The sequence below is a fragment of the Spirosoma arboris genome (genome assembly GCF_009754945.1).
In the GTDB taxonomy this organism is placed as follows: Bacteria; Bacteroidota; Bacteroidia; order Cytophagales; family Spirosomataceae; genus Spirosoma; species Spirosoma arboris.
On record NZ_WPIN01000067.1, the window covers coordinates 1 to 864 of the forward strand.

Here is an 864-nt window from a genome sequence, read left to right on the forward strand (position 1 = left end):
AGAATGTGTTGGGGAATTATCTTTTTTAATTGGGTTGACTTCGCTGAAGCATCAGCTGAATATTAGCCAAATACAGCCAACTCACCGAAGATAATAGCGTATACTCGTAATCTTTGGCAATACGACGAAAGTAATTGGTCCAAGCAATGCTGCGCTCAACCACCCAGCGTTTGGCGACCGGTATAAACCCCTGGGCCGATTCAGGCCGTGAGGCTTTCTCAAAATCAATCGACCAATCGGCTAAGGCTTTGGCAAAAACACCATTGTAGGATTGGTCACCATATACTTTTTCTAAGCGTTCACCTGCTCGCCAAAGCAGATTACTAATCAACGAAACTGCTGCCGGGCCATCGGCTTGATTAGCCGGGTGAACGGCCACTACCCAGAGTCGGCCTTGGGTGTCAACCACCAACTGTCGCTTACGGCCGTTGACGCGCTTATTTGCGTCTGTTCCTCGATGTTCGCCAATCATAGGATTTAGCTTAATACTTTGTGAGTCAATACATAAAACAGATGGAAAGGCTTCTTTATCGACCCGCTTGCGATCCAGCTGATTCAAAGCCAAGTTGATGCGTTCGAACGTACCGTTATGGCTCCATTGCTCAAAATAATAGTAGACAGCCTGCCAATTAGGCCATTCTTGGGGTAGATTACGCCATTGACAACCGGTTCGTAACAGCCACAAAATAACGTCCAATATTTGACGCAGATCATGCTGACGCTTGCGTTGAAGGTTAAAAAAGGGCGAAATTGCCGCCCACTGGTAGTCGGTCAGTGGTTGCCACTGTTTGGTCATTACTCTGTTTCTTGGTCGATACAAAGTTGGCTCGACTACCAGCTCTTGTCAATTCCCCAACACGTTCT

General features: G+C 47.0%; 1 protein-coding gene. It reads right to left on the reverse strand.

Annotated elements, in window-relative coordinates; all coding sequences use genetic code 11:
- Positions 1 to 25: 25 nt before the first annotated feature.
- Positions 26 to 796, reverse strand: a complete 771-nt coding sequence (locus GO755_RS40675) for an IS5 family transposase (protein ID WP_157591172.1) — start codon at positions 794 to 796, stop codon at positions 26 to 28.
- Positions 797 to 864 lie beyond the last annotated feature (68 nt).

What these genes read in the sequence shown, in the direction of transcription:
- GO755_RS40675 (WP_157591172.1), bottom strand. Translation starts at nt 796, where the DNA reads ATGACCAAACAGTGGCAACCACTGACCGACTACCAGTGGGCGGCAATT.